This is a genomic window from Sphingomonas sp., from assembly GCF_036387535.1.
Taxonomy (GTDB): Bacteria; Pseudomonadota; Alphaproteobacteria; order Sphingomonadales; family Sphingomonadaceae; genus Sphingomonas_R.
This window is the reverse complement of the sequence record NZ_DASVTO010000003.1, coordinates 1-26,038: the sequence shown is the minus strand read 5'-3', so window position 1 is coordinate 26,038 and position 26,038 is coordinate 1. Positions and strand designations below refer to the sequence as shown.

General features: G+C 67.5%; 31 protein-coding genes, 1 pseudogene and 1 riboswitch. Of the genes and pseudogenes, 12 read left to right on the top strand and 20 right to left on the bottom strand.

The features are described 5' to 3' along the window. The 6 genes from VF649_RS00550 to VF649_RS00525 form a co-directional block, all read right to left on the bottom strand. Positions 1-699, bottom strand: a complete 699-nt coding sequence (locus VF649_RS00550; protein ID WP_331010002.1) for a GIN domain-containing protein — start codon at positions 697-699, stop codon at positions 1-3. Further along, a complete protein-coding gene (locus tag VF649_RS00545; protein WP_331010001.1) occupies positions 684-1,394 on the bottom strand; it encodes a head GIN domain-containing protein in 711 nt (236 codons plus the stop codon). Before VF649_RS00545 ends, VF649_RS00550 begins: the two co-directional genes overlap by 16 nt. A gap of 153 nt (positions 1,395-1,547) precedes the next feature. After that, on the bottom strand, positions 1,548-2,066 hold the full coding sequence (locus VF649_RS00540; RefSeq protein WP_331010000.1) for a CarD family transcriptional regulator: 519 nt from the start codon (positions 2,064-2,066) through the stop codon (positions 1,548-1,550). Positions 2,067-2,261: 195 nt separating this feature from the next. Beyond that, positions 2,262-2,600: a ferredoxin FdxA gene (fdxA, locus tag VF649_RS00535; RefSeq protein WP_331009999.1), complete on the bottom strand. Its 339-nt coding sequence runs from the start codon at positions 2,598-2,600 to the stop codon at positions 2,262-2,264. A gap of 53 nt (positions 2,601-2,653) precedes the next feature. Then, positions 2,654-3,004, bottom strand: coding sequence for an RNA-binding S4 domain-containing protein (locus VF649_RS00530; RefSeq protein WP_331009998.1), 351 nt, complete (start codon positions 3,002-3,004; stop codon positions 2,654-2,656). Continuing rightward, positions 2,997-5,528: a helicase-related protein gene (locus VF649_RS00525; RefSeq protein WP_331010016.1), complete on the bottom strand. Its 2,532-nt coding sequence runs from the start codon at positions 5,526-5,528 to the stop codon at positions 2,997-2,999. Before VF649_RS00525 ends, VF649_RS00530 begins: the two co-directional genes overlap by 8 nt. 275 nt (positions 5,529-5,803) lie before the next feature. On the opposite strand from VF649_RS00525, the gene VF649_RS00520 reads away from it, so the two are divergent. The 5 genes from VF649_RS00520 (at position 5,804) to VF649_RS00500 (ending at position 9,201) form a co-directional block, all read left to right on the top strand. Further along, on the top strand, positions 5,804-7,267 hold the full coding sequence (locus VF649_RS00520; RefSeq protein ID WP_331009997.1) for a M23 family metallopeptidase: 1,464 nt from the start codon (positions 5,804-5,806) through the stop codon (positions 7,265-7,267). Between the two features lie 93 nt (positions 7,268-7,360). Beyond that, on the top strand, positions 7,361-8,080 hold the full coding sequence (locus tag VF649_RS00515) for a Crp/Fnr family transcriptional regulator (protein WP_331009996.1): 720 nt from the start codon (positions 7,361-7,363) through the stop codon (positions 8,078-8,080). Between the two features lie 56 nt (positions 8,081-8,136). After that, entirely contained in the window at positions 8,137-8,457 is a 321-nt protein-coding gene (locus VF649_RS00510; RefSeq protein WP_331009995.1) for a DUF962 domain-containing protein, read from the top strand. A 44-nt stretch (positions 8,458-8,501) separates the two neighbouring features. Next, positions 8,502-8,783 (top strand): DUF427 domain-containing protein, encoded by a 282-nt coding sequence (locus VF649_RS00505; protein ID WP_331009994.1) that lies wholly within the window; start codon positions 8,502-8,504, stop codon positions 8,781-8,783. A 7-nt stretch (positions 8,784-8,790) separates the two neighbouring features. Then, positions 8,791-9,201: a DUF1810 domain-containing protein gene (locus tag VF649_RS00500; protein ID WP_331009993.1), complete on the top strand. Its 411-nt coding sequence runs from the start codon at positions 8,791-8,793 to the stop codon at positions 9,199-9,201. A gap of 13 nt (positions 9,202-9,214) precedes the next feature. Here the strand turns inward: VF649_RS00500 and VF649_RS00495 are convergent, their stop codons facing one another. Beyond that, the gene (locus VF649_RS00495; RefSeq protein WP_331009992.1) at positions 9,215-9,967 is read right to left on the bottom strand and encodes a DUF72 domain-containing protein; all 753 of its coding nucleotides are present in this window, start codon (positions 9,965-9,967) and stop codon (positions 9,215-9,217) included. Between the two features lie 14 nt (positions 9,968-9,981). Here VF649_RS00495 and VF649_RS00490 point away from each other — a divergent pair, with 14 nt between their 5' ends. After that, on the top strand, positions 9,982-10,371 hold the full coding sequence (locus VF649_RS00490) for a ribose-phosphate pyrophosphokinase (RefSeq protein WP_331009991.1): 390 nt from the start codon (positions 9,982-9,984) through the stop codon (positions 10,369-10,371). A 13-nt stretch (positions 10,372-10,384) separates the two neighbouring features. Continuing rightward, a complete protein-coding gene (locus tag VF649_RS00485; RefSeq protein WP_331009990.1) occupies positions 10,385-10,717 on the top strand; it encodes a helix-turn-helix transcriptional regulator in 333 nt (110 codons plus the stop codon). 58 nt (positions 10,718-10,775) lie between these two features. Here VF649_RS00485 and thiC read toward each other — a convergent pair whose 3' ends face one another. The 8 genes from thiC to VF649_RS00445 form a co-directional block, all read right to left on the bottom strand. Next, positions 10,776-12,632, bottom strand: a complete 1,857-nt coding sequence (thiC, locus tag VF649_RS00480; RefSeq protein ID WP_331009989.1) for a phosphomethylpyrimidine synthase ThiC — start codon at positions 12,630-12,632, stop codon at positions 10,776-10,778. Between the two features lie 39 nt (positions 12,633-12,671). Beyond that, positions 12,672-12,781, bottom strand: a riboswitch (TPP riboswitch). Positions 12,782-12,806: 25 nt separating this feature from the next. Further along, on the bottom strand, positions 12,807-13,202 hold the full coding sequence (locus tag VF649_RS00475) for a DUF2141 domain-containing protein (protein ID WP_331009988.1): 396 nt from the start codon (positions 13,200-13,202) through the stop codon (positions 12,807-12,809). After that, on the bottom strand, positions 13,186-13,971 hold the full coding sequence (locus VF649_RS00470; RefSeq protein WP_331010015.1) for a sterol desaturase family protein: 786 nt from the start codon (positions 13,969-13,971) through the stop codon (positions 13,186-13,188). Before VF649_RS00470 ends, VF649_RS00475 begins: the two co-directional genes overlap by 17 nt. A gap of 52 nt (positions 13,972-14,023) precedes the next feature. Continuing rightward, on the bottom strand, positions 14,024-15,043 hold the full coding sequence (locus VF649_RS00465) for a hypothetical protein (protein WP_331009987.1): 1,020 nt from the start codon (positions 15,041-15,043) through the stop codon (positions 14,024-14,026). Then, entirely contained in the window at positions 15,040-16,425 is a 1,386-nt protein-coding gene (locus VF649_RS00460; protein WP_331009986.1) for a glycosyl transferase family protein, read from the bottom strand. Before VF649_RS00460 ends, VF649_RS00465 begins: the two co-directional genes overlap by 4 nt. 118 nt (positions 16,426-16,543) lie before the next feature. Continuing rightward, positions 16,544-17,002 carry a nucleoside deaminase gene (locus tag VF649_RS00455; RefSeq protein ID WP_331009985.1) on the bottom strand — a complete coding sequence of 153 codons (459 nt, stop codon included), beginning with the start codon at positions 17,000-17,002 and terminating at the stop codon, positions 16,544-16,546. A 31-nt stretch (positions 17,003-17,033) separates the two neighbouring features. Next, positions 17,034-17,207 carry a YqaE/Pmp3 family membrane protein gene (locus tag VF649_RS00450; RefSeq protein ID WP_331009984.1) on the bottom strand — a complete coding sequence of 58 codons (174 nt, stop codon included), beginning with the start codon at positions 17,205-17,207 and terminating at the stop codon, positions 17,034-17,036. Between the two features lie 24 nt (positions 17,208-17,231). Further along, entirely contained in the window at positions 17,232-17,531 is a 300-nt protein-coding gene (locus VF649_RS00445; RefSeq protein ID WP_331009983.1) for a hypothetical protein, read from the bottom strand. Between the two features lie 177 nt (positions 17,532-17,708). Between VF649_RS00445 and rpmB the strand changes: the two genes are divergently transcribed. Further along, positions 17,709-17,990 carry a 50S ribosomal protein L28 gene (gene rpmB / locus VF649_RS00440; protein WP_331009982.1) on the top strand — a complete coding sequence of 94 codons (282 nt, stop codon included), beginning with the start codon at positions 17,709-17,711 and terminating at the stop codon, positions 17,988-17,990. Between the two features lie 83 nt (positions 17,991-18,073). On the opposite strand, the gene VF649_RS00435 is transcribed toward rpmB, so the two are convergent. Beyond that, a complete protein-coding gene (locus tag VF649_RS00435; RefSeq protein WP_331009981.1) occupies positions 18,074-19,042 on the bottom strand; it encodes an esterase-like activity of phytase family protein in 969 nt (322 codons plus the stop codon). 140 nt (positions 19,043-19,182) lie between these two features. Between VF649_RS00435 and VF649_RS00430 the strand changes: the two genes are divergently transcribed. Then, on the top strand, positions 19,183-19,629 hold the full coding sequence (locus VF649_RS00430) for a hypothetical protein (protein ID WP_331009980.1): 447 nt from the start codon (positions 19,183-19,185) through the stop codon (positions 19,627-19,629). 69 nt (positions 19,630-19,698) lie between these two features. Here VF649_RS00430 and cobT read toward each other — a convergent pair whose 3' ends face one another. Both cobT and cobS read right to left on the bottom strand, forming a co-directional pair. Then, positions 19,699-21,525 carry a cobaltochelatase subunit CobT gene (gene cobT, locus VF649_RS00425; protein ID WP_331009979.1) on the bottom strand — a complete coding sequence of 609 codons (1,827 nt, stop codon included), beginning with the start codon at positions 21,523-21,525 and terminating at the stop codon, positions 19,699-19,701. A 57-nt stretch (positions 21,526-21,582) separates the two neighbouring features. Continuing rightward, positions 21,583-22,587, bottom strand: a complete 1,005-nt coding sequence (cobS, locus tag VF649_RS00420) for a cobaltochelatase subunit CobS (protein WP_331009978.1) — start codon at positions 22,585-22,587, stop codon at positions 21,583-21,585. 175 nt (positions 22,588-22,762) lie between these two features. Between cobS and VF649_RS00415 the strand changes: the two genes are divergently transcribed. Then, a complete protein-coding gene (locus tag VF649_RS00415) occupies positions 22,763-23,113 on the top strand; it encodes a DUF1428 domain-containing protein (protein WP_331009977.1) in 351 nt (116 codons plus the stop codon). A gap of 33 nt (positions 23,114-23,146) precedes the next feature. Here the strand turns inward: VF649_RS00415 and VF649_RS00410 are convergent, their stop codons facing one another. Further along, complete coding sequence (locus VF649_RS00410) at positions 23,147-23,758, bottom strand: J domain-containing protein (RefSeq protein ID WP_331009976.1); 612 nt, start codon at positions 23,756-23,758, stop codon at positions 23,147-23,149. 28 nt (positions 23,759-23,786) lie between these two features. Here VF649_RS00410 and VF649_RS00405 point away from each other — a divergent pair, with 28 nt between their 5' ends. Together VF649_RS00405 and VF649_RS00400 are read left to right on the top strand one after the other, a co-directional pair. After that, positions 23,787-24,074 carry a BolA family protein gene (locus VF649_RS00405; RefSeq protein ID WP_331009975.1) on the top strand — a complete coding sequence of 96 codons (288 nt, stop codon included), beginning with the start codon at positions 23,787-23,789 and terminating at the stop codon, positions 24,072-24,074. An 85-nt stretch (positions 24,075-24,159) separates the two neighbouring features. After that, positions 24,160-25,473, top strand: a complete 1,314-nt coding sequence (locus tag VF649_RS00400; protein WP_331009974.1) for a lipopolysaccharide biosynthesis protein — start codon at positions 24,160-24,162, stop codon at positions 25,471-25,473. 10 nt (positions 25,474-25,483) lie between these two features. Here VF649_RS00400 and VF649_RS00395 read toward each other — a convergent pair. Beyond that, positions 25,484-26,038 (bottom strand): annotated as a pseudogene (locus VF649_RS00395) (acetyl-CoA C-acyltransferase); the annotation flags it as partial.

The window sequence follows — 26,038 nt, the reverse complement described above, 5'->3', positions numbered from 1 at the left end:
TCAGTGGCCGCAGCGAACCTCGACCGTGCCGACGCTTTGCACCGTGCAGGCGGGCGTGCCGGAAATGGTGATCGCGCCGGCGCCGCTGGCGGTGATCCGGGCCGTCCGGATCGCGGTCAGCGCGACCGTGCCGGTGCCCGCCATGGTGATGGTGGCATCCTGCGTTGATAGCGGCGTCGCCGCAATCGTGCCCGCGCCCTGGACGCTGGCGCGAACCTGACGCGCCCGGCCCGCCAGCCGGGCGGTGCCGGAGCCCAGGATCGTGACGTTCACGAGATCGATATCCAGCGCCGCCACGGATACGCTGCCCGCGCCCGAAACTGCGACATCGAAGCGGGCGCCGCGGCCGGAGTCGATCGTCACCATGCCGGTGCCGAGCACGGTGGCGCCGGTCACCGCCGGTGTCGACACGGCGATGCGGATCCCCGTCAGCGCGCCGCCCGATGCGGCATCCTGATCGCGGCGGATGACCAGCGTGCGGCCGATCACCTCGATCCGGACGCGGTCCAGCATGCGGCGGTCCGGGCCGTCGGCCCGGCCGGACGATCCGACACCGGTGCGCACCGTGACGTCGAACGGCCCTTCGACCCGGATACGATCAAAGCTGGTGACCGAATAGCCGCGCGTGGCGGCAGGAGCGGCGGTCGCGCCGAGCAGCAGTGCCGCGCCGGCCGCCGCGCGGATCAGGCGGCGTTGCAATGAACGTCGCCGGACCCGATCTTGCTGACCTTGCAGCGCGCGGGGCCGCGGACGGTGATATCGCCGGAACCGACGGTCGATGTGCTGGCCGTACCGCTGGCCCGCGCGATCAGGTCACCCGATCCCGCGACCGACGCGCTGAGCGTGGCGGTGTCCAGGGCACCGGCATCCAGATCCCCGGAACCCGCGATCGACAGATTGGCGCGCGGGGCACGCCCGACGACCGTCAGATTGCCCGATCCCGCCACCGACAGATCGACCTGATCCGCCTCAAGCCGCGCCAGCATCAGGTCGCCCGATCCCGCGACGGCACCCGAGAAGCGCGGCGTGCGGAACGGCGCGATCTTCATGGTGCCGGATCCGGAAACCGCAGCGCCGGTGAGGGCCGGCAGCGTGACCAGCACCGTGGCGACGCCGCGCGCCGATCCGTTCCAGCCCCAGCCGGACCGTTCGCGTTCGATCCGCAGCGTCGTGCCGCTGACCGTCGCGGTCAGCACCTTCACCACGTCGGCGGGGCCGGTGGCGGTGATGGAGAATGCGGGGCCGACCCGCACCACGACATGATCGGCGCCGCGCAGGTCGACCTGGCGAAAACCGGTGACGTCGAAGCGGCGGCTGGTGGCGGGATCGGCGGCGCACGCCTGCGTCGCCACCATCAGGGCTGCAACCGGAAGCAGATAAGCGAGGCGACGCATCGGGTGATCTCCAGAGGTGTTATACAAAAACAATACACCTGCCGGAGCGTGGCGCAAATGAAAAAGGCGGCCGTGAAGCCGCCTCTGACATCCGGTGATCGCCTGGCGGCGATCATCGCTGGGCCCATGCCGCCGGAAGAGGGCGGCCGCGTCTTATTTGTTGTGGATCGCGGCGGCGGCGCGGAGGATATCCAGAATCTTTTCCGATGCCTTGGGTTCGTCGACCTGCTCCATCGCGGCCAGTTCGCGCGCGAGGCGGCTGGTGGCGGCTTCGAAGATCTGGCGCTCGGAATAGCTTTGTTCCGGCTGATCGTCGGCGCGGAACAGGTCACGCACGACCTCCGCGATCGACACCAGGTCGCCCGAATTGATCTTGGCCTCATATTCCTGGGCCCGGCGCGACCACATGGTGCGCTTGATCTTCGGCTTGCCCTTCAACGTGGCCAGCGCCTCGTCCATCGTGACGTTCGACGACAGCTTGCGCATGCCGACGCTTTCGGCCTTGTTGGTCGGCACGCGGAGCGTCATCCGCTCCTTTTCAAACCGCAGGACATAGAGTTCCAGCTTGGTGCCGGCGATTTCCTGGCTCTGCAGTTCGATCACCCGGCCGACCCCGTGCTTGGGGTAAACGACGTAATCGCCGACATCGAAGCTGAGCGCTTTTGCAGCCATGTAGAAGCCTTTCCGTGCCGACGCCCGAATCGTCACAGCAGCGACCCGTCCAAAGGAACGTGACAGCGCGGCGATCAAGGGGCGTCTAAGGGTTTCCTCGGTCGGCGGACGAGGAACATCCGCCGGTTAACCCAGTCCGTATCCTATTTTTGGCGGAAATGCCAGCCAATCGCACTCGGGCCCCGACCGACGCCGTCAATCGCCCGCGCCTGGCTCCGCCGAAAAATAGGTGTCGTATTTATCCGGCACATCCTTGAACGCGTCGGCGTCGGCCGGTGCGTCCTTCTTGCGCGTGATGTTGGGCCAGTTGGCGGACATGCTGGTATTGAGTTCCAGCCACTTTTCCAGCCCGCTTTCGGTATCGGGCAGGATCGCTTCGGCCGGACATTCGGGCTCGCACACGCCGCAATCGATGCATTCGGACGGGTTGATGACAAGCATGTTCTCGCCTTCGTAGAAGCAGTCGACGGGACACACCTCGACGCAATCCATATATTTGCAACGGATACAGGCGTCGGTGACGACGTAGGTCATAAACGATTCCCGGTTGGAAGACGGCGCCCTGCTATGGCGCGGGCGGCGGCGCGTCAACCAATGGCGGGCTTTGCGGCAAGGAAGCCAGGATATGCGGGTGCGATTTCCGGCGTCGGATTGCTGTCCGGCGTGACGGGCGGCGGCGACAGATCGACATAGCAGGCCTGCGCTTCGGGCGCGGGGCCGCGGCGGTCGGGGATCGCCGCCACGCGCAGGATCCGGACACGGCCGTGGAGCGGGAAACTGAGCACATTGCCGATCCGGACCGGAGCGTGCGCGCGGGCAACCGGGCGACCGTCGATGCGGATATGACCGTGCGCCGCCAAATCGGCGGCCAGGCTGCGCGTCTTGGCGATGCGCACATACCAGAGGAACTTGTCGAGGCGCAGCCCGGTGTCAGCCATGGCCCGCCCGGAGCGCCGCCAGCGCCGCGAACGCGTTGCCCGGTCGCGGCGGCAGCAGCACCGGCACCGGCGCAGGCCGTTGGCCACGCCAGACCCAACCATCGGGCGCGGGCCGGAACCCCAGCACCTGCATCAGCCGGGCAAAGCTGTCGGGCAAAAGCCCAAGCGAGATCGGCAGCGCCGGATCGGGCTGGAACGGCGCGCGCCCGCCTTTTGCCTCCGGCCGGGCGTCATGCGCGATCCGGGCGAGCCGTTCGACCATGTCGACCCGCAGCATCTGCGCCCCCAGCGGGCGGAACCCGGCGCGAAGGAAGGCGGCTTCGGCCTCCGCCGTGTCGGGCGTGGGTAGTGCGACCGCACCCGGCGCGGGGCAGCCGGGCATGACCGTCCCCTCCCGGATCGCGGCCAGCGCCAGTCGCCAACGCATCGGTTCGGGCTTGAGCAGGCCGGGGTGAAAGACGTCCATCGTGCCGATCCGCAGTCCCAGTGCCTGCGCCGCACGGCGATCGTCGCGGTCCAGCGCCGTCACGGTCCCGGCGATCGCCGCACGTTCGATCGTGCCGCCGGATTCAACCAGCGGGGCGAGCAGCGCGCGCAGGGACGCGGCGCGTGCGGGATCGGTGGCACCGCGCGCGATCGCGGACAGCGGTCGCAACACGCGGTCCAGCGTGGTCATCAGCCAGGCGACCAGCCGATCCTCGACCAGGATCCGGTCCGGAGTGCGCAGCAGATCGAGCGCGCGGTGCAGGACGATGCGCGGCGCCAGCACACTGCGCCCGCGTTCCAGCCGCGCCACGACATCGCCGCGCCAGAAGATCGCGACCGGCCGGCCGGGATCGGTGGCGAGCGTGAACCAGTCGTCCGGGTCGGCGGCCAGCAGCCGCGCGCGATCCCCCAGCGTGGTGCCCAGTCGACGTTCGGCGGCCGCGAGCAGGCGTTTCTTGTCGAGCAGCTTCGCATCCGGATCGACGTGAAAGCGGAAACCCTCCAGCCGGCCGATCGGCTCGTCCGCCACCGATACCGTGCCGTCGTCGCCGATCGCGACGGGTAGTGCGTCGATCCCCTTTGCGCCCAGATCGCGCATCAGCACGGCGGTACGGCGATCGACGAAGCGCTGGGTCAGCCGCTGGTGCAGCGCATCCGACAGCCGCTCCTCCAGTTCGCGGGTGCGCTCCGCCCATTTCGGCGGATCCTGCAACCAGTCGGGGCGGTGGGCGATATAGGCCCAGGTGCGGACGCCGGCGATCCGGTCCGCCACGGTTTCGACATCGCCCTGGACATTGTCGAGCCGCGCCAGTTCCTCTGCGAACCAGCCGGCGGGAAGATGGCCGTCGTCCTCGGTCAGGTGACGGTAGATCCGGCCGACCAGCCGGCCGTGCGGGTCGGCCCCGGTCTTGCGAAAATCGGGCAGGCCGCAGGCGGACCATAGCCGCCGAACCATGCGGTCGCCGCGTGCCCGGTCCCGCACCCACGGTTCTTCCGCCAATCGTTTCAGCACGGCCAGGTCGATCGCCTCCGGCGCGGCACGCAGCACGCGGGCGTCGGGCTTGCGCTCCAGATCGGCGATCAATGTGTCGACCGATGTCGTATCCGGCTGTCCCTCCCGCCAGAACAGCTGTTCGAGCGGAGGGAAGGTGTGTTCCTCGATCGCATGCACCTCCTCCTCCTCGAACGCGGCGCCGCGCGATCCTTCGAAGCTGAGCGTGCCGAACGTGCCGTCGCGCTGATGACGGCCAGCGCGGCCGGCGATCTGCGCCATTTCCGCGACGGTCAGTCGACGCTGACGCTTGCCGTCATATTTGCGGAGCGAGGCAAAGGCGACATGGCTGACATCCATGTTGAGGCCCATGCCGATCGCGTCGGTGGCGACCAGATAGTCGACCTCGCCCGCCTGGAACATCGCGACCTGCGCGTTGCGGGTGCGGGGGGACAGCGCGCCCATTACCACCGCCGCCCCGCCCCGGAAACGACGCAGCATCTCCGCGACGGCATAGACCTCCTCCGCCGAGAAGGCGACGATCGCGGAGCGCGGCGGCAACCGCGACAGCTTGGTCGATCCGGCAAAGCGGAGCGTCGAGAAACGCGGGCGCGAGATGATGTCGAGGGACGGGGTCAACGCCTTCAGCATCGGACGCAGCGCGTCGGACCCGAGGATCATCGTTTCGTCCCGCCCGCGCGCGCGCAGCAGACGATCGGTGAAGACATGGCCGCGGCTGGGATCCGCGCCGAGCTGCGCCTCGTCCAGCCCGACGAAGGCGAAGTCGCGGTCGAGCGGCATCGATTCGGCGGTGGTCAGGAACCAGCGCGCATCCGGCGGCAGAATCTTCTCCTCGCCCGTGATCAGCGCGACCGAGCGTTCGCCCTTGATCCGCACCACCCGGTCATAGACCTCGCGCGCCAGCAGGCGCAGCGGGAATCCGATCATACCGCTGGAATGCGCGCACATCCGTTCGATCGCGAGATGGGTCTTGCCGGTGTTGGTCGGCCCAAGGACCGCGACGAGCCTGCTGTCCGACGATGCCATGGCATGAATGTCGGGGCGCGCACGTCGAAACGCAAGCCGTTCGATATCGTCACGATCGTCCCGCAATCGTTCCACGCTTCATGCCGCCAAAGCCATCGGTCGGTCGCAACCGCGACTCCGGCGGCGTTTCGTTAAATTGACTTTAACCCTGCGGGTCCAGACACGGGCGGAGATCGCCGAACGGGCAGGGCCTTCCGTTTTGCGCCAACCGTCAGGAAGCACGCGCCTTGTATCGGATCAGCGAACCGGGAAGCGGAGGGGGCGGGGGCGCGGCGGTGCTGAACCTCCCGGCCATTCGTCCGGTGCGCGGCTTCGCGTGGCAGCGCGGGTTCGAGGATCATGTCGCCGACCTCGATCTGGTCGTCGACCTGGGCGCCCGGATCGGCAGCCGCGAATGGTGGCGGGGACTGGCAAGCTGTACCGCGCTGTGTGCGGCGGCGCTGGCATTCTGGCCGAGTTTTCCCACGCTGTCGGCGGAAGCGCCGGCACCGCTGACCGAGGCGCAGTGGCAGGAGGCCCGCGCGCTGGCGATCGCGCCGCTGGCGCTGGGCGCGGATACCGGGCGGCGGATGGCGCCGACCACGGCCGTGCGGCCCCTGCTGGACACGCCCGAACGACCCGCGATCGACCTGACCGCCACGCTGGGCCGCGGCGACGGGTTTGCGCGGGTGCTGGAACGATCGGGCGTGGGATCGGGCGAAGCCGCCGCGGTGGCCGCAATGGTCGGGCAGATCGTGCCGCTGGGCGGGATCCCGTCGGGCACGCGGATGGACATGACGCTGGGACGGCGCGTCAACCGGGCACAGGCACGACCGATCGATGCGCTGGCGTTTCGCGCGCGGTTCGACCTGACGTTGCGCGTCGTACGGGTGAACGGACAGCTGCGGTTGATCCGGACACCGATCGCGGTGGATGAAACGCCGCTGCGCATCCAGGGGCGGGTCGGCGCGGGCCTCTATCTGGCGGCGCGCGCGGCCGGGGCGACGCCGAAGACGGTCGAGGCGTATCTGCGCGCGTTAGGGTCGCGGATCATGGTGGGCCGTGACGTCCGCGCCGATGATCGGTTCGACATGATCGTCGAACATCGCCGGGCCGCGACAGGGGAAACGGAAACCGGCAAGCTGCTCTATGCGGGGCTCGATCAGGGGCGTCGCCGGATGCAGTTGCTGGAATGGACCCTCGACGGGCGGCGGCAATGGTATGAGGCATCCGGGTTGGGCGAACGCCGCGGCGTGATGCAGGCGCCCGTCATCGGCCGGCTGTCATCCGGCTTCGGACTGCGCCGCCATCCGGTGCTGGGATTTTCCCGCTTCCATCGCGGGATGGATTTCGCGGCGGCTTATGGATCGCCGATCGTGGCGGCGGCGGACGGCATCGTCAGCTATGCCGGCTGGCATGGCGGGCATGGCAATTTCGTGCAGCTGCGCCATGGCGGCGGCCTGGGCACCGGCTATGGCCATATGTCGCGGATCGTGGCGCGGCCGGGCGCGCATGTCGTGCAGGGGCAGGTGATCGGCTATGTCGGGTCGACCGGCCTGTCGACCGGGCCGCACCTGCATTATGAAGTCTACCGCAATACTGTCGCGGTCAACCCTGCAACGATCCGCTTCATGACCACGTCACAGCTGACGGGCGCCGAGCTTGTCAAGTTCCGTGCGATGCTGAACAAATTAACGTCGATCAGGACTGTCCCGAAATTCAATGCAGTTGCAGGCCAAAGCGGCGTTCCAGCCAGTTGACCATCTCCACGAGGCCGGACAATAGGGGAACAGGGAATGGAGGACCGGGCGGCGGAGACCGGCTGGCCATGGGGACATAGAAGGGCGCGGCATTTGATTGAGAGCCTGATCCGCAAGCTGGAACGGCGTGACGTTCTGGCCGATTTCGAACGCAAGGCCCTGATCGAAGCCTTTACGGAAGTCCGCGAATATCGACCTCATGAAATCGTGGTGCGCGAGAGTGTGGAGCAGACCACGAGCAACCTGCTGCTGGAAGGCATATTGTGCCGTTACAAGGACCTGCGCGATGGACGGCGTCAGATCGTGGCGTTGCACGTTCCGGGCGACTTCGCCGACCTGCACAGTTTCCTGCTGAAGCATCTGGAGCATAATCTGGCGGCGCTGACGCCGGCGCGGATCGCGATCTTTCCGCATGCGCGGTTGCGCGAGATCAGCGAACGGTTCCCGCACCTGACGCGGATGCTGTGGTTTTCGACGCTGCTGGACGCGGCGATCCACCGGCAATGGATCCTGTCGGTCGGGCGGCGATCGGCGGTCGCCCGGCTGGCGCATCTGTTCTGCGAACTGCGCGCGCGGCTGGACGTGGTGGGGATGGTGAATGCCGAAGGGTTCAAGCTGCCGCTGACCCAGATCGATCTGGCCGACGCGACCGGATTGACGCCGGTGCACGTCAACCGCATGCTGCGCGAACTGCGCGATCGCGGGCTGATGGAATTCCGGCAAGGTGAGGTATCGATCCAGGATCTGGCCGGGTTGACCCGTCTGGCGGAGTTCGATCCCGAATATCTCTACCTGCGGACCCGCGAACACTGAGCGTGCCGGCGACGTCGCCGTCGGATGATCCTGGCGCGATGGCAAGGAGAGGGCAGATGGAGAGTTTCGCCGCGTTCTGGCCATATTATCTGCGGGAACATGCGCGGCCGCGGACGCGTGCCCTGCATTATATCGGCACCACGTTGACGCTGTTGCTGGTGCTGGCGGCAGCGCTGTCGGGCCGATCCTGGCTGTGGTGGCTGGTGCCGATCGCCGGCTATGGCTTCGCCTGGAGCGCGCATTATCTGGTGGAGCATAACCGGCCGGCGACATTCCGGCATCCGATCTGGTCGCTGGCGGCGGATTTCCGGATGTGGGGCCTGTGGCTGACCGGGCGGCTGGGACCGGAACTGGACCGGGCCGGCGTGACGCGATAACGCGGGCATCGGATGCGGGACTGCATCCGGATCGGGAGACGGGCATGACGGAAGCGGTCTGGAACGGACAGGTCATCGCGCGATCGGACGATATCGTGACGGTCGAAGGCAATGCCTATTTCCCGCGCGATGCGGTGATGCCCGGCGTGTTGCAGGACAGCGCGCGGACCAGCGTCTGTCCGTGGAAAGGCACCGCCCGATATCATAGCATCGTCGTCGACGGGGCGGAGAATCAGGACGCCGCCTGGTATTACCCCGAGCCGAAGCCCGCCGCAGCGGAGATCCGCGACCGGATTGCGTTCTGGCGCGGGGTGATCGTGCGCTGAACCGCGCATGCCGGCGCTGAATCGCTATGTGACGGCGCAGGCCGCGGTGTATGACGGCGCGGTGCGGGAAATCCGCGCCGGGCGGAAAACCGGCCACTGGATGTGGTTCATCTTCCCACAGATTGCCGGGCTGGGCCGCAGCGCGATGACGCAGACGTATGCGATCACGTCCTTGATCGAGGCCCGGGCGTATCTGGCGCATCCGCTGCTGGGCCCGCGGTTGCGCGCCTGTGTCGCGGCTATCCCCGATCGGCCGGCAACGGAGGTGTTCGGCACGGTCGACGCGATGAAGCTGCGGTCGTCGCTCACCCTGTTTGCGATGGCGGGCGATCCGGACGAACCATTTGGTGCGGCAATCGACCGGCTGTTCGGGGGCGTCCGCGACGAAGCGACCCTCCAGCGGATCGGGGTGGCGTGACGACAGCGCGCCATCACCGGCCGACGCGCGCGATCATCGCCTCCGCCGCGTCGGGATTACGTACCTTGTCGCCCGCGATGAAGAACAGATAGGCGTCGTCGCCGGCGGCAACCCATTCCCGCGCGACCGTTGCCCAATGATCGAGGGCCTCCGGCGTATAGCCGGCCGGTTCCGCCGCCACCGCACGTTCCAGCCGGGCATAGGCGAAGTCGGCGGTGCGTTCGGCGATCGCCGGCGCGTCCGGGCGGTCGACATGGGCGATGGCGATATTGTGGTCGCGCAGCAGCGCCAACGCCGCCGGATCATCGAAGCTGGCATGTCGCGCTTCCAGCACATGCCGCGCCGGGCGGCCGCCGATGTCGGCGGGCAGCAGCGCCAGAAATCGCGCCAGATCCTCGCGATCGAACGCCTTTGTCGGCGGCAATTGCCACAGGACCGGTCCAAGCCGGTCCTCCAGCCGTTCCAGTCCCTGATCCAGGAACATCGCCACCGATTCGGCGCCGTCTGCCAGGATCTTGCGCGCGGTGGCATAGCGCGACGCCTTGACCGCAAAGCGGAAGCCATCGGGAACCGACGCCGCCCATTTCGCAAAGGTTTCGGGTTTCTGCCGGCCATAATAAGTGGCGTTGATCTCGATCGCGGTCAGCCGCGTGGCGGCATGTTCCAGTTCGCGGGTCTTGGGCAGTTTTTCGGGAAAGAAGGTGCCGCGCCAGGGATCATAGCTCCAGCCGCCGATGCCGATACGGATGGTTCCGGCTTCACTCATGCTATGCTGCTCCGATGTGGGATGACGGGATCGATGGCACAGATGTCGCAAGCCGGATCGGCGATGTCGAGCGGGTGCGTGGGTTGCTGATCATGGCGGCGCGTACCGGGACCGCGCTCAGCTATTCCGAGATGCTGGCCGCGCTGGGGCTGCGCTTTACCCGCCCGCGGATGCGCGCGCTGTGCCGGACGATGGACCGGATCGACGAGGACGGCCGCGCCGCGGGCGAGCCGGGCCTTGCGGTATTGGTGGTGCGGGCCAGCGACGGCCTGCCGGGTCAGGGCTGGTGGGCCGGTGGACGTGCGGCGATGCTGGACCATCGCGGCGACTGGACCGGGCCGGCGGCCCGGGCGATGGTGGTGGCGGAGCAGCAGGCCGCGTTTGCGTGGTGGCGGGCACGGTAACGGAACGGATGCTATGGACGACCCGCTGATCCGCTTCACCGATGCGAAGGGCCGCGCGATGGTGATGGTGCCCGCCGACATCTATGACCGGCTGCGTGCGCTGGCGATGCAGGCGCTCGCCGCCGCCCCGCCGCCGCCGGTGACCGCGGCTATCGCCGCCGGCAAGCACCCGATCGCCGCCTGGCGCGCGCACCGCGGCCTCAGCCAGCACGCACTGGCGGCCGCAGCGGGCGTCAGTCGGGTCTGGATCAGCCGGATCGAAATGGGCGCCGGCCACGGCACCGCCACCACCCGGGCCAGGATCGCCCTGGCGCTGGGGGTGACGGTGGCGATGCTGGAGGGGTGAGGCTTCATCACGTCGAGACCGGCACCGCGTCGAGACGGTCATCCGCCAGCCCAGCTTTTCACTCCGCCGGCAGGTAGATCTCCCCGCCCTTTTCGCGGAACTTGTCGCGCATCTCCGCCATGCCCTGTTCGGCTTCCGCTTCCGACGTGGCGGCGATGAAGGTGTCGGCCGGTGCGTTCTGCCTTGCGGCGAAGTCGCGGACCTCCTGCGTGATCTTCATCGAGCAGAATTTGGGGCCGCACATCGAGCAGAAATGCGCGGTCTTGGCGCCTTCGGCGGGCAGGGTCTGGTCGTGATAGCTTTCCGCCGTATCGGGATCTAGCGACAGGTTGAACTGGTCGCGCCAGCGGAATTCGAAGCGCGCGCGGCTGAGGGCGTCGTCGCGGAGCTTCGCGGCGGGGTGGCCCTTGGCGAGATCGGCGGCGTGGGCCGCGAGCTTGTAGGTGACGACGCCGACCTTCACATCGTCGCGGTCGGGCAGGCCCAGATGCTCCTTGGGCGTGACGTAGCAGAGCATCGCGCAGCCGAACCAGCCGATCATGGCCGCGCCGATGCCGCTGGTGATATGATCGTAACCGGGCGCGATGTCGGTGGTGAGCGGCCCGAGCGTGTAGAAGGGCGCTTCGCCGCACGCCTCCAGCTGCTTGTCCATATTGGCCTTGATCTTGTGCATCGGCACATGGCCGGGCCCTTCGATCATGACCTGGATATCATGCTTCCACGCAATCTGCGTCAGTTCGCCGAGGGTCGCGAGCTCGCTGAACTGCGCCTCGTCATTGGCGTCGGCGATCGATCCGGGGCGAAGCCCGTCGCCGAGCGAGAAGGCCACGTCATAGGCCTTCATGATCTCGCAGATCTCCTCGAACCGTTCGTAGAGGAAGCTCTCCTTGTGATGGCTGAGGCACCATTTCGCCATGATCGAGCCACCGCGCGAGACGATGCCGGTCACGCGCTTCGCGGTCATCGGGATGTAGGCGAGGCGGACGCCGGCGTGGATGGTGAAATAATCGACGCCCTGTTCGGCCTGTTCGATCAGCGTGTCGCGGAAGATTTCCCAGGTGAGGTCCTCGGCGACGCCGCCGACCTTTTCCAGCGCCTGGTAGATCGGTACGGTGCCGATCGGGACCGGCGAATTGCGCATGATCCATTCGCGGGTGTCGTGGATGTTGCGGCCGGTCGACAGATCCATGACCGTGTCCGCGCCCCAGCGGATCGACCAGACCAGCTTGTCCACTTCCGCCGCGACATCGGACGCGACCGCGCTGTTGCCGATGTTGGCATTGATCTTGACCAGGAAATTGCGGCCGATCGCCATCGGTTCGGATTCGGGATGGTTGATGTTGGACGGGATGATGGCGCGGCCGCGGGCGACCTCGTCCCGGACGAATTCGGGGGTGACATAATCGGGGATCGAAGCCCCGAAATCCTGCCCGTCGCGGGCCGCCTTCTCCCGCAGTTCGGCACGGCCGAGATTTTCGCGGATCGCGACATATTCCATTTCGGGCGTGATGATGCCGCGGCGGGCATAGTGCATCTGGCTGACATTCGCGCCGGCCTTGGCGCGCAGCACACGGCGGCGGACGTTCGGGAAGGGCTGGACCCCGCCGGAGCGGTCCGGACCTTTCAGGCCGTTATCCTCGGGCCGGACCTCGCGCTGGTCGACCTCCTCGACATCGCCCCGCGCGCGGATCCATTCGGCGCGGCGTTCGGGCAGGCCGGCCATGATGTCGATCGTGGCATCGCCGTCGGTATACGGGCCGGACGGATCATAGACGCGGAGCGGCGGCTCCCCGCAATGCGGATCGAGCAGGATTTCCCGCATCGCAACCCTCAGCGGGCCGACATGGATCTTGCGGCTGCCGCGAATCGGGCCGGTCGTGACCGTCATTTCGGTGCGGGCAGGGATGTCGGCCATGATGCTCTCCGTATAGGCTGGACGGAGGCGGGGCGCGGACGGGGTTGCCCGCTCCCTCCCTACGCCGGTGTCAGCCGGATCAGGTTCAGCGGGTCGTGGCCGGACAGCCACCTCTCAACCGCTGACGCGCGGTCCCCCGGGGATATGGCGAGTGTAGGCGTGTCGGCCCTGTGATCAAAGCAGATATTTGACCTTCACCCGCTCGGCCGTGGCCGGCCCACCGGCGACCGTGAAGCGCGCCGCGTCGAAACGGGGCGGGCCAAAGCGGATGGCGGGGTTGCGGGAAAAGCCGAACCCTTCGCGCGGCATGCCGACGAAGGTATCGAGCCGGCCATTGCCGTTTTCGTCATGGATCAACGCGATGGCATAGTCCGCCGAGGGCAGCCAATCGAACCGGAGTGCGCCGGCGGCGGTCGCGCGCACCTTCAGCTTGCGGGCGGCGGGATCATCCTGACAATCCGGAAAATGATCGGGCGCGGTGGTGAGGCAGACCATGACGTCGCCGCGCATGGAGCGCAGACCCGATACGCCGAGATCGACCCGCCCCGCGGGGCTAGCCCCCGGCAGCAATGCCAGCGTCGCCGCCAGCAGCGCGGGTTTCCGGGCGCGTCTTGGCAGGTTTCGCGGAGAAGTCGCCCAGGCCGCGATCGGTGCCGCAAACCGTGTCCCAGAACCGGAAATAGAGACCATAGTTGCACCTGTATTGCGCATGGTGCCGTTCGTGATGGCTGGCGGTGATCAGCCAACGTCCGGCGGCGCCGTTGACCAGGCGGCGCGGAAACATCTCCCACCCCATGTGGTTGGTCACACCCATAAGGGTCATGATGGTTAACACAACGCCTAGCGCGGCCGGGTGCAGCGGAATTACGAAGACCAGTGTCGGAATGACCACGGCACCGGTCAGCGCCTCGACCGGATGAAAGCTCATCGCCGCCCAGGCGGTGGGCGGGCGGCTGGCATGGTGGACGGCGTGCGCCAGCTTGAACGGCTTTGGCCGGTGCATCCAGCGATGCGTCCAGTAAAACCAGGTATCATGAGCGATCAGGCAGAGCAGGATCGAGAGCGGCAGCCACCACAGCGGATAGGCGTGGAGATCGGTGTAAACCCGGGTCCAGCCATGTTCGCGCCATCCCCAGGCGATCACGCCGGCCGGCACGCCGTAGATGGCCGCGGAGACCAGCGACCAGAAGAGTTCACGCCGGATCTGGCCATGCTGACCCGCATACAGGCCGGGCGCGCGTAGCCGGGTGGCAAAGGCGAACCCGCCGGACACGATCAGATAGCGGATCGCGACGATCAGCGTCATCGCGACAGCGGACAGGATCAGGCCGGACAGCATCGACATGGAGGGTCCCTTAGCATGGGATCATCCGGAAATCAGAATTACGACGTCAGAAATCGGTGGCGAGGGTGAGCGCCGCGCCGTTACCCGGCCGGGCGCGCCCGGCGATGCGGAAGCGCCCTTCGATCGCAAGCGTCACGGGCAGGCGGGTGGCGCGGACCGTAACGGCGGCGCGCGGGCCGATATCGAGCCGTGTCGCCCCCGGCTGTGCCGCGCCCCAGGCACCCGCACCGATGCGAAGGTCGGTCCCGTCCGTCATCCCCGTCCGGTGGCTGAGGCGGAGGGCCGCGTCGGCAAAGGGATCCCGCGCCCGGGTGCCGACCAGACCGGCCTGCGCATAGCCGTCCAGCTCGACCCGTGGCGCGACGCTGCGGAACACGCCGGCGGCCGCATATGCGGACCAGGCGTTGCGCCCGCGCGGCCCGAGTGCGTGGCGACGTTCGACCGACACGCGCAGGCCCGGCAGCGGCAGCAGGTCGAGTCCCGCGGCGACCTCCGCCTGACGCAGCCCGTGCAGCGGAGTCGCGATCCGCGCGGCGGCGGCGACCCGTCCGGTATCATCAAGGCGGTAGGCGATCCGTGCCGCCGCCTGTGCGCCACCGATCTGGCCACCGGGCGCGAGCGGCGTGGACGTCGCGTCACGACGATGGAAAAGATACGCATAGCCCGACCAGCGCGACGCGGATGACATGCGGGGGATCACCGGGCCCACGGCCGGGGGTGCGGCTGCACCGGCCTGTTCAATGGCTTGGGCAGGCGGAACGTCTATCCTCACGAGCGATATCGTCGCGGCCATCGGCGCGGGCGCGTCGGCGAGCAGGGCGATGTGGAGAGGTGGGCCGACCGATGTTTGCGGACGCGTGCTCGGAAAGGTCGGAGGAATGGCCCTGCCGCGGGGAGGAAGAGCGGGTGCCGCCGGCGCCGGAATGGGCATGGCCGCCTGCGCCGGCGGCAGCGCGGTCTGAACAGCGACCGGCCACCAAGCCGGCGCCCAGACGATCAGCGTGCGGCCGATGCCATAGGTGGTGAGGGTGACGATCAGCGCGCGGACGGAGCGGGAGCCGTTCATGCCTCGGGCGGCAGGCTGTGCGCGGTCTTGTCCCATCGCGGCGGTGCGTGCGCGGCATACCGCCACAGTGCGCGCGCGGCCGCGGCGATCGCGACCAGATTGCTGACGACCATCCGCGGCAGCGAGCGCAGCGCCTCCCCCGGCCCGTAGAGCCGCCCGACCAGCAACGCGCGCATCGCCAGCCGCCAGGCGAGCAGAAACAGGAGGATCCTTCCCAGCGGCGTCCGCAGCTCCGCCAGGATCGGGCCGGGCCGCCCCTGTGTCCAGGCGACCGCCGTTTCGACCAGCATCAGCAGGATGGCGAGATAGCCGGCCGCCAGCACCGCGGCCGCGAGCGGTGCGGAACGATCGCGAAACCGCATCCAGGTTTCGCGGACGCCGCCCTGCCACCCCATGCGGTCCCAGCCGGCCAGGGCGATCCCGGTCACCCAGCGCGCCTTCTGCCGCACGGCGTCCCGGCCCAGATGGGGGAAATAGGCCTCGACCGCGACCAGGGTGCCCCCAGGGCGATCCAGCATCCGCGCCAGGATGCCGCGACCGCCCAGCCGCCCGATCCGCAGTCCCAGCTCATAGTCTTCGGTCAGCGAATCGCCGTCGAACGGCGCGCCGCCCCGTTGGGCAGCCAGCGCCGACAACATGGTGCGGCCGATGGCGCATCCGGTTCCGGCGCAGGGTACGCTGGCACCCATGGCTTCGCGGACGACCAGCTGTTTGCCGTGCGCTTCCGCGAATTCATCGAGATAGTGACCCGCGACACCCAGGTGGCCGGGGCGCTTGAGCGGGCGGACGGGGATCTGAACCAGCGCGAAGCGTTCGGTGAGCATGTCGAACAGCCGCAGTTCGTGCGGGGACACATAATCCTCCGCGTCGTGCAGGATCACGGCCTTGTAGAGCAGACCCGACGTCGCCTCGTCCGCGCAGAGTGCGGCGTACCCGCGGTTGAGCGCCTCCGCCTTGGTGATCGGGCCATCGCGGTCGCCTGGCACGATGCGGATCAGTGCGGCCGCCGACGGATCCCGCTGGCGGACCCGCTCGATTTCCGCGGTGGTCGCGGGATCGTTGGGGTATGTCGCGACATAGATGCGATAGTTCGCGCCGTGCCAGCGCGCGATCGCTGTCGCCAGCGTGGTCGCGATCACCGCCGCTTCGTCCCATGCGCCGATCAGGATCGCGAAGCGGCCGGGGCGCAGCGGCGGGTCCAGCGTGGCGACGGTGGTGCGGTCATAGCGGAGATAGACGGTGGCGGCGCGCCACCCTTCACGCCCCAGCCAGATGCCGTCGAACAGCAGATGTTCGATCCCGAAGATGAGGAATCCAATGGCGGCGAACAAGGCAAGTTCGACCCGCGCGCTCGACAGCAGCCACAAGGCAGTTGCCCCCAACTCTTTTCCCCCCGGACAGGGCGCTATTCATCCGAAATGATGAAGGATTTGGCAATGGCCCAGGTGGGACTGGTCCGCCGATGCGGATCACGGTCCAGTACCGGGTCATGGGCGATCGTCAGCGCCGGCTGGCGAAAAAGTGCCTAAGTTGTTGACCGGCTTCGGTTTCACCAATTCCGTCGTGAATTTCCGGACGGTGATGACAGGTGGGTTGCGCAAAGAGACGGGGGCCGTGCAAGACGGCGCCGCCCTTCGGATCGGGTGCCGCAAAATAGAGGCGTGCGATTCGCGCCAGCGCGATCGCGCCCGCGCACATCGCGCACGGTTCCAGCGTCACCCACAGGTCGCAATCGTCGAGGCGGCTGGTGCGCAGCGCGGCCGCAGCGGCGCGGATCGCCAGGATTTCGGCATGCGCGGTCGGATCATGGTTGGTGCGCATCGCGTTCGCGGAGGTGGCGATGATCGTGCCTGTTTCGCGATGCGTGATCACGGCCCCGACCGGCACTTCTCCCGCATCCATGCAGACGCTGGCAAGATCGAGCGCACGGCGCATCGGCAGCGGGAGCGGAAAGGGCATGGCCCCGTCTTATCGACCGGAAGCCCGCCTGTCAGGCCACGGCGCGACGATCCGTCAGGGCAACATAAAGGGCGAATACCATGCCTGGCACGAACGCGATCAGCGTCAACACCACCGCGATCCAGAAATCCCGGCGCAAGCCGCGGGTCAGGAACACCGCAAGCGGTGGGAGCAGGATCGCCGCGAGAATGCGGATGAACGTCATGATCCTGCTCCGGTCCGGTACCGCTTACTTCGCCTTTTCGACGTCCAGCGTCGGAACCTTGACGGTTTCGGTCTCGGTCTTGACCTTGGGCACTTCCACGGTGGTGCTCTTGCTGCCGACGTCGATCGAGCCGACATCCGCGTCGACCTTCGGCAAGGCGCCGCCCTGCACTTCGACCTTGGGCAGCGCGCCGCCCTGGGAACTCAGGTTGATCATTCCGGTTGCCAGCGCCACGATCACGACCAGGATCGCCACCACCAGAATGATCAGGATCGTGCGCCCCGCGCCCCCGCCGCGCCGTTCGGTCCTGTAATTGTCGGCCATCCCATTCCTCCTGTTGGTCTTGTGAACTGGCGGGGAAACGAGCCTTGTACGAATCGGTTGCATGATCGAAACGATTGCCGATCCTGGGCACGGAACGGCATTTCGGTTGACGGAAGCGACCATGCCGGTTATCCGCCGCGACTTTCTGGGCAACCCCGAACACCGTAGGATACAACCATGTCGCGCATCTGCGAGCTGACCGGCAAAGGCCGTCAGGTGGGACACAATGTGTCGCACGCCAACAACAAGACCAAGCGTACGTTCCTGCCGAACCTGCAGAATGTGACGCTGATGTCCGATGCGCTGGGCGAGAGCGTCAAGCTGCGCGTATCGACGCACGGCCTGCGGTCCGTCGAGCATGTCGGTGGGCTGGACAACTGGCTGCTGAAGACCGGTGAGGACAAGCTGTCGCTGCGCGCCCGCCGTCTGAAGCGGCAGATCGCCAAGAAGGCGGCCTGAACCCGCCCCCCCCCGGACCTTACAGGTCGGGGACGAGGGACAGAAAAAACCCCGCACGGCTGAGCCGCGCGGGGTTTTTCTCGTCAGTCGATCAGCGCGAACTTGAACAGCAAGGTGCGTTCCAGCCACAGGAAATTGTCGTCGGACCCGATCCAGATGATCGTTCGGCCGCGTTCGCGCGTGACGGCCAGCGCCTCCATATTATCGATCGTCAGCGGTTGCCGCAGTCGCGCGATTTCACGGCCTGTGACGACCGCACCGGCATGGATCGCACGCGGATCGACAATGGAGAGCGATGCGGCGAAACCGTCGCGAATCGACAATTTGCGATGCAGCACCAGCAGGCGCCCGTCCGGCAATTGCCGCAGGTCGGTCGGCCAGAAGCCGGCGGCCGGCGCGCGGTAGGTGAAGCGTGTCACGACCGTGGCGGGATCGGTGGGATCGCCGGCGAAGAGCAGCGCCTGCTTTCCGCGCGGAACGCCGTCGACGGGCGCATTCTCCGACAGGATGACGAAGCGGCCGTCGGAAAGCCGCTCCATCGATTCGGGCCCGGTCGGGCTTGGCCAGTCGCGCATGGCCGCAGGGGCCAGATCCGCCGTGATCCGCCGGACCGCGGGATCGAAGCGACGCACGATGTTGCGTACCTCATAGCCGATCCAGATCCGGCCCGTGGCCGGGTCGATGGTCATCGATTCGGTGTCGTTCAGCCGCTTTTCCGGCAGCGTACCCGGAAGATCGCGGATGGATGACGGTCCCACCGTGCCGCGATCGTCCATCCCGAACCGGAATATGGTGCCGGTGTCCCCCACCGCCACGAAGCGGCCGGCATCATTCGCGATCATGGTCGACAGCCCACCAAAGGCGATGTTCGGGGAATGCAGCACCCAACCGCGCAGGAAGCGCAGCCGACCGACCCGCACCGCGCCGGGCGCATCCTGGTCCAGCGCAATCGGGGTGGCATAGATCGGACCCGCCGGATCGTAGACGGCGCGATCGGATGCGCCATGCGCCAGCAGCAGCAGTGGCAGGACGAGAAGGGGGCCCGGACGCATCGGCGCCTTGTGATCGTTCCGGCGATGGGCGGAAAGCCCCAAAACGCCTTCAAGCTGAACCTCCGCTAACGGTGTCGTTCAGGGTCGATCCACGGGACTGGTGGCATCACCGCGTCATAGACGGTCCAGGAGACGCAGAGATGTTTGGAAAGATGTTCATGCTGGGCGCCGTCGCCACCGCGACCGTGGCGATCGCGCCGACGGCGGCGAATGCGCAATATGGCGGGCCGGGCTACGACGCGCCGGTTCCGGTGCAATATTATGACGGCGGCCGCGGGTATCGCGGGTACGGTCGTCACGACGGCCGCGGCTATGATCGGGGCTATCGCGGCTATGACGGACCGCGCGGCTATGATGATCGGCGCGGTTATGGCCGTCGCTATGCCGGCCGTGGCTATGGCCGTGGCTATCGCTGCGATCGTGGTACGGGCGGTACCATCATCGGTGCGATCGCCGGCGGGTTGCTCGGCAACGCCATCGGTCAGGGCAGCGGCGGCTATTATGGCCGCGGCGATGGTACCACCGGCGCGATCATCGGTGGCGGTCTGGGCGCGCTGGCCGGCCGGTCGATCGACCGGAGCTGCTGATCGGTTTCGTAGTGTAGCGTTGCGTACCGGAAGGGGTCGGGTCCAGCGGGATCCGGCCCTTTCTTTCCGTCAGGCGTCGAACAGGCCCGCCAGCTGTTCGACCAGCGTACCGCCGAGCTGTTCGGCATCCATGATCGTCACGGCTTTCTGGTAGTAGCGCGTGACATCATGGCCGATGCCGATCGCCACCAGTTCGATCGGCGACTTGTTCTCGATCCAGCCGATGACCTGGCGAAGATGCTTTTCCAGATAGCTGCCCGAATTGACCGACAAGGTCGAGTCGTCCACCGGTGCGCCGTCCGAAATGACCATCAGCACGCGGCGATCCTCCGGCCGGGCGATCAACCGGGCATGCGCCCACATCAGCGCCTCGCCGTCGATATTCTCCTTCAGCAGACCCTCGCGCATCATCAGGCCCAGCGATTTGCGCGCGCGGCGCCAGGGTTCGTCCGCGCGTTTGTAGACGATATGGCGCAGGTCGTTGAGGCGCCCGGGCCGGGCCGGGCGCTGATCCGCCAGCCATTTCTCGCGACTTTGCCCACCTTTCCAGGCACGGGTGGTGAAGCCCAGAATCTCCGTCTTGACGCCGCAGCGTTCCAGCGTCCGCGCCATGATGTCCGCGCTGATCGCAGCGATCGAGATCGGACGACCGCGCATCGACCCGCTGTTATCGATCAGCAACGTCACCACCGTGTCGCGAAAATCGGTCTCGCGTTCGTTCTTGTAGCTGAGCGACTGACCGGGATTGATGACGACGCGGGCGAGACGCGCGGCGTCGAGCAGGCCTTCCTCCTGATCGAAATCCCAGCTGCGGCTCTGCTGCGCCATCAGCCGGCGCTGCAACCGGTTGGCGAGCTTCGTCACCGCACCCTGAAGATGGACCAGCTGCTGATCGAGATAGGCGCGCAGCCGTGTCAGTTCCTCTTCGTCACACAGATCGTTGGCGGCGATCACCTCGTCGAAGGTATCCGTGTAGGCGGCGTAGTCGAACTGTCCGGACAAGTCGGAGAAGGGGCGGTTGGGGCGGACCGGCATCATGCCTTCCTCCCCTTCCTCGCCCATTTCGCCGTCCATGTCGGAATCGGTCGATTCTTCGCTCTGTTCGCTCTCGCCGTCCTCGTCGCCGCCTTCGGTTGACTCGGCGCGCATATCGACCTGCGAATCGCTGCCGCCCTGTTCCTCGCCCTCGTCCTCCTCCTCGCCGCCTTCGGATTGATCCTCGGACTCGTCCTCGCCCGCGTCGTCCGGATCGGCTTCGGGTTGTGACTGGCCTTCGACCAGGTCCAGATCCTCCAGCAACCGGGTGGCCATGCGCGCAAAGGCATGCTGATCATCCAGCAGCATTTCGAGCGCATCGAGATCGTTGCCGGCCTTGGTTTCGATCCAGTCGCGGACCATGTTGAGGCCGGGCAGCGTGGCGGCGGGCGCGGTCTGCCCGGTTAGCCGTTCGCGCACCATCAATCCGATCGCGGTCGCCAGCGGGACCTCGTCGCGTCCGCGCGCGCGGACGATCGGGTCGGATTTCATCCGCATTTCGAACGCGGTGGTCAGGTTGCTGGCGACGCCCACCATGGCGCGGCTGCCGATCGCTTCGACCCGCGCCTGTTCCACGGCGTCGAACACCGCGCGCGCGACCGCTTCGGCCGGAGCCTGCGCGCCGTGCAGCTTCGCATCGTGATGGCGCAGGCGCAGCGCCGCACTGTCGGCGAAACCCCGCGCTTCCGCCACCGCCTGCGCCGGCAGGGTCCGCGCCGGCATCGGCACCTTCGCCTGCTTGCCGAGCAGGCCGGGACTGTCGCCGGTAAAGCCGACTTCGGCCTGCGGATCCTGCGACAGCGCACGCGCCGTACCGCCCAGCACCTGGCGAAACTGGTCGAGCGGAGATTGTTCAGCCATCACGCGCCACCGGTTCCCACCCGGCTCGAAACGCCGCAGGCGGCATGGAAGCCAGGATCATGCCTTCCCCACCACGCTTTCCGGCAGATCCTTGCCGAACACGCGCTGATAATATTCGGCAACCAGCGCGCGTTCGGCCTCGTCGCATTTGTTCAGGAAGGACAGCCGGAAGGCAAAGCCGACATCGCCGAAAATCAGCGCGTTCTGCGCCCAGCTGATGACGGTTCGCGGGCTCATCACCGTCGAAATGTCACCGGCGATGAAGCCGGCGCGGGTCATGTCGGCGACCTTCACCATCTGGTCGACAACCTTCTTGCCGTCCGGCTTGTCATATTCGCCGGATTTGGCGAGCACGATCTGCGCCTCGATCGCGGCAGGCAGATAGTTGAGCGTGACGACGATGTTCCAGCGATCCATCTGGCCCTGGTTGATCTGCTGCGTGCCATGATACAGGCCGGTGGTGTCGCCCAGGCCGACCGTGTTGGAGGTGGCGAACAGCCGGAACCAGGGGTTTGGCCGGATCACGCGGTTCTGATCGAGCAGGGTGAGCTTGCCTTCGGTTTCCAGCACGCGCTGGATCACGAACATCACGTCCGGGCGACCGGCGTCATATTCGTCGAACACGATCGCGGTCGGCGTCTGCAGCGCCCAGGGAAGCAGGCCCTCCTTGAACTCGGTCACCTGCTGCCCGTCCTTCAACACGATCGCGTCGCGGCCGACCAGATCGATCCGGCTGATATGCGCGTCGAGGTTGATGCGGATGCACGGCCAGTTGAGCCGGGCCGCGACCTGTTCGACATGGGTCGACTTGCCGGTGCCGTGATAGCCCTGCACCATCACGCGGCGGTTGTGCGCGAAGCCGGCACAGATGGCGAGCGTGGTGTCCGGATCGAACACATAAGCGGGATCGAGATCGGGCACGCGTTCGTCGGCGACCGAGAAGGCTGGCACTTCCATGTCGCTGTCGACACCGAACGCCTCGCGGATCTTCACCATCCTGTCCGGCGCGGCCATGATCGTGTCGGCACGGTTATCGGGCTGTACGTTCGAAATATCGGTCATTGAGCGGTCCTGGTCACGCGCGCAAAAGAGCGGAGTCGGGGATTTGGTAGAGCCATGGTTCGGGTTGGGCAACGCCCCGCGCGCCGCAAATGTCCGCCGGCTTTTCCGCGGCCCAAGATCGGCGCATGCTGACGGGCCGGCGACTCACGGTGCCCTGCCGGTCGGGAGAGCGATGATGGCGTATATCGAGGGGTTCGTGCTGGCGGTTCGGGACGCGAACCGGGACGTTTACCGCGCGCATGCCGCCGCCATGGCGCCGTTGCTCCGCGAATGGGGCGCGACCCGGCTGGTGGAATGTTGGGGCGACGACCTGCCGCACGGGACGCACACCGATTTCTACGGCGCGGTGAAGGCGGAACCGGGCGAGGTGGTGGTATTTTCGTGGATCGAATATCCGTCGAAGGCCGTGCGCGACGCCGCCAATGCGAAGATGATGGCCGACCCGCGCATGCAGGATCTCGGCCCGATGCCGTTCGATGGCAAGCGGATGGTGATGGGCGGGTTCGACGTGCTGCTCGACGCCTGAGCCCGGCAGCGGGTCCGGGCGGGGGCGGGCGGCTCAGGCGAAGGCCGCCGCGCTCTTCAGATGCGTGTAGGCGGTAATGACGTCCTGCAACGCCTTTTCATGGCTGCGATCACCGCCGTTGCGATCGGGGTGGTAGCGACGGACCAATTCGGCATAGCGCGTGCGCAGCGTGCGTCGGTCGGTATCCACCTCCAGTTCCAGCACCCGCAGCGCGCGACGGTCCGCATCGCTCAACGGGCGGCCATCGGCGCGCGCACGCGGCATGCGGGCGGCAAACTTTGCGCCGATCGCGTCGAGCGGATCGACGAAATCCGCCCATTTCGGCGTACCCGCCGCGGTGGAGGAGAAAGCGCGGGTTTCACGTTCCCAGCCCGCCAGCGGGCGCTGCGCGGCCTCGATCTCATCCGTGGTCATGCCCGCGAAGAAATTGTAGCCGCCGTTGAACGCGCGGATATGATCCAGGCAGTACCAGCGCCAGTCCCCCGGACCGTCGAAGCCGGGCCGTTTGCCTTCGATGTTGGGTGCGCGAAACTCCCCGTCGCCGAAACATCCCTCGGCATCGCAGAGCCGACCGGTGTTTTCGACGCGGCCATGAAATCTCGGGCTGCGTTTCGCGCTCGGGCCGTCACTCGCCAAGGTCTGCATTCTCCGGAAAACAAGCTATATAGGGGGCATGATGCAGGACACCACCGGGCCGGTTGCGGCCGAGATCACCCAGCGGCTGACGGCCGCCCTGAACCCCGAACGGCTGGCCGTGATCGACGACAGCGAGCAGCATCGCGGCCATGGCGGCCATGATGCGCGGGGCGAGAGCCATTTCACGGTCGAGATCGTGGCGGCGGCGTTCGAGGGGCAGAGCCGGGTCGCGCGGCAGCGGCTGGTCAATCAGCCGCTGGCCGAACTGCTCCGCGAGCGGGTGCACGCGCTGGCCATCAAGGCGCGGGCGCCTTCGGAGACGTGAGCGCGGCTTTCGGATGCGGATGCGGATGCGGGACCCTGCCCTCTCATCGATTTCGCATCTGCCTCTAATCCGATAGAGCCGGCCCATGACCGCCGACGCCGCAACCAACCTGCTGACCCCGGCCGAAGGCCCGATCCGGCGGGCGTTGCGGAATGCGGCCTGGCTGCTGGGCGGCAAGGGCGTCGGTGGCTTGTTCAGCCTGGTCTATCTTGCGCTGGTCGCGCGGACACTGGGAGTGGCCGGGTTCGGCGTGTTCGCGGTCATCCTGGCTTATGGGCAGGCGTTGGCGAATGTCGTCGGATTCCAGTCGTGGCAGACGGTGATCCGCTACGGCGCGCGCCATCATGCCGATGCACGCCCCGAACTGTTCGCGCAGGTGCTGGGCTTCGCCACGCTGCTGGACCTGGGCGCGGCGCTGGTGGGCGGGGTGATCGCGGTGGCGGGCGCTTTGTTGATCGGGCCGATGATCGGCTGGAGCCCGGAGACGCAATCGCTGGCCGCCTGGTTCGGCGTGTCGCTGCTGTTCGGGCAGCGCGGGGCGCCGACCGGCGTGCTGCGGTTGTTCGACCGATTCGACCTGGCGGCCTATGCCGAACTGACCCTGCCGGCGACCCGGCTGATCGGGACGTTGCTGGCCTGGGTGCTGGACGGTGGCCTGGCGGGCTATCTGCTGGCGTGGGCGCTGGCGGAGCTGGTGACGACGGTGTCGATGTGGGTGCAGGCCTGGCGCGAACTGAAGCCCCGCGCGATGGCGCAGGGCCGCTGGCGGCTGCAAGGGCTGACGATCGACAATCCGGGGATCTGGCGGTTTTCGATCACCACCAACCTGACCGCGTCGATCGGCCTGGTGTGGCAGCAGATCCCGATCCTGGCGGTCGGCTGGATCGCCGGGCCCGCCGGGGCCGGCGGATACCGGATGGCAACGCAGCTGGGTACCGCGCTGACCAAGCCGGTCGTGTCGCTGGCGCGGTCCATCTACCCGGAATTCGCGCGGCTGTCGGTCGGTTCGGGTGCGGCGGCGCTGGGGCCGGTGATGCAGCGGACGGCGTTGATGAGCGCGGCGGCAGGCGCGCTGTCGGTGGTGCTGATCTGGTTCGCGGGAACGGAGATCCTGCTGTTCGTGGGCGGGCCGGCCTATCTGTTCGCCTATCCGGTGCTGGTCGTGCTCACACTGTCATCCGCGCTCAACCTGGTCGGGTTCGGGCTGGAGCCGGCCCTGACGGCGCTTGGCCGGCCGGGTGCGGCGCTGGTGGCGCGCGGGGTGGCGACGCTGTTCTACCTGATGTTGCTGGCGCTGCTGCTGCCGCGGCTGGGGCCGATCGGCGCGGCCTGGGCGACGCTGGCCGCGACGGGCGCGTCACTGCTGCTCTTGTGGTGCGCCTATCGTCGCGTGCCGTGATCGTGGGCGGTCAGACCCGCTCGATCAGCATCGCGATGCCTTGGCCAACGCCGATGCACATGCAGGCGATGGCATAGCGACCGCCGGTGCGGTGCAACTGTTCGGTCAGGGTCAGCGCGATCCGCGCGCCCGACATGCCCAGCGGATGACCAAGCGCGATCGCCCCGCCGTTCGGGTTGACGCGCGGATCGTCCGGGGCGAGCCCCAGATCGCGCAGCACCGCGATCGCCTGCGCCGCAAAGGCTTCGTTGAGTTCGATCAAGGCGACCTGGTCAAGCGTGACACCGGTCAGCGCCAGCAGCTTGCGCACCGCGGGAGCGGGGCCGATGCCCATCATCCGCGGGGCAACTCCAGTCGAAACCGTCGCGACGATGCGGGCGCGGGGCGTGAGCCCGTGCGCTGAAGCGGCGGCCTCCGACGCGACGATCAGCGCGGCGGCGCCGTCATTGACGCCGGACGCATTGCCGGCGGTGACCGTGCCGCCCGGCCGCACGATGGGCCGCAGCCGGGCCAGCGCGTCGATCGTGGTCGCGCGCGGATGTTCGTCCCGGTCCACGAGGATCGG